The 1,704-nt window shown below is 48.8% G+C and carries 1 protein-coding gene; it reads left to right on the forward strand.

Annotation, left to right across the window (positions count from 1 at the left end; all coding sequences use genetic code 11):
- The coding region (locus tag ACFSTG_RS15120) for a urocanate hydratase (protein ID WP_380755146.1) at positions 1 to 1,704 on the forward strand (1,704 nt) is incomplete at both ends.

Below are 1,704 nucleotides of genomic sequence, written 5' to 3' on the forward strand. Positions count from 1 at the left end.
ATTTTAGAAGGAATCCCCGATACGCTGCCTGCAGCAAAGAATTATGATCCTAATGCTAATCATGCTCCAAAACGCAAGGAGATCTTAAATCCTGAAGAAAAAAAACTCGCCCTGCGCAATGCCCTGAGGTATTTTGAGCCGAAGCACCACGCAGAATTGCTGCCTGAATTTCGCAAGGAACTGGACACCTACGGAAGGATCTATATGTACCGGCTGCGCCCCGATTATGAAATGTATGCGAGGTCAATAGAAGATTATCCCGGAAAGTGTGAGCAGGCCAAAGCCATTATGCTCATGATCCAGAACAACCTGGACCCGAAGGTGGCACAGCATCCGCATGAATTGATCACTTACGGGGGGAACGGGGCCGTTTTTCAGAACTGGGCCCAGTACCGGTTGGTAATGAAATACCTCGCTGAAATGGATAATGACCAGACGCTGGCGGTGTATTCCGGGCACCCGATGGGGCTATTTCCTTCTCATCCCGATGCGCCAAGAGTGGTGGTCACTAACGGAATGATGATCCCCAACTACTCCAAACCCGATGACTGGGAGAAGTTCAATGCACTTGGGGTCACCCAGTACGGACAAATGACTGCGGGAAGCTATATGTATATAGGGCCGCAGGGAATTGTTCACGGCACCACCATCACCGTGCTTAACGCCCTGAGAAAGATCGCTGAAAAGTTCAGTTTACCAACGGGAGAGCAATTAGGAGAAGGCTCTCTTTTTGTCACTTCAGGGCTTGGAGGTATGAGTGGGGCGCAACCAAAGGCCGGGAACATAGCCGGCTGCATCACGGTGTGTGCCGAGGTAAATCCAAAAGCTGTAGAAACCCGTCACTCCCAGGGGTGGGTAGACGAAGTGGTTACCGATATCACGGAACTTGTCAAAAAAGTAAAACAAGCCAAAGCAGGGAAAAAGACCATTTCCTTTGCCTACCAGGGGAACGTGGTCGAGGTATGGGAAGAATTCGATAAGCAGGATCTTCATATTGATCTTGGAAGCGACCAGACTTCCCTGCACAATCCCTGGGCGGGAGGGTATTATCCTGTGGGGCTTTCTTTTGAAGAGTCGAATGAGTTGATGGCAAATGACCCTGAAGCCTTTAGACAGAAGGTGCAAGAAAGCCTTCGCAGACAAACCGAAGCGATCAACCGCCATACTCAAAAGGGAACGTATTTCTTTGACTACGGAAATGCCTTTTTACTGGAAGCTTCCAGAGCGGGTGCTAAAATATTCAGGGATGAACAGGGCAATTTCGTGACCGCCGAAAAAGCAAAAGACAAAGAAAATTTTGCTTACCCCAGTTATGTGCAGGACATTATGGGACCTATGTGTTTTGATTACGGATTTGGACCTTTCCGCTGGGTGTGTGCTTCCGGGAAACAGGAAGATCTCGACAAAACAGACAAGATCGCCACAGAGGTGTTGCAACGCCTTAAAGAAAATTCTCCTGAAGAAATTCAGCAACAAATGCAGGACAATATAAAATGGATACAAGGTGCGAGAGAGAACAAACTGGTAGTGGGAAGCCAGGCACGCATCCTTTATGCCGATGCCGAAGGCCGCATGGAAATTGCAAAAGCCTTTAATGACGCTATTGCAAAAGGGGAAATTGGAACGATAGTCTTGGGACGGGACCACCACGATGTTTCGGGAACCGATTCCCCCTACCGGGAAACCTCTAATATCTATGACGGC

Source organism: Salinimicrobium flavum (assembly GCF_042684505.1).
GTDB lineage: Bacteria > Bacteroidota > Bacteroidia > Flavobacteriales > Flavobacteriaceae > Salinimicrobium > Salinimicrobium flavum.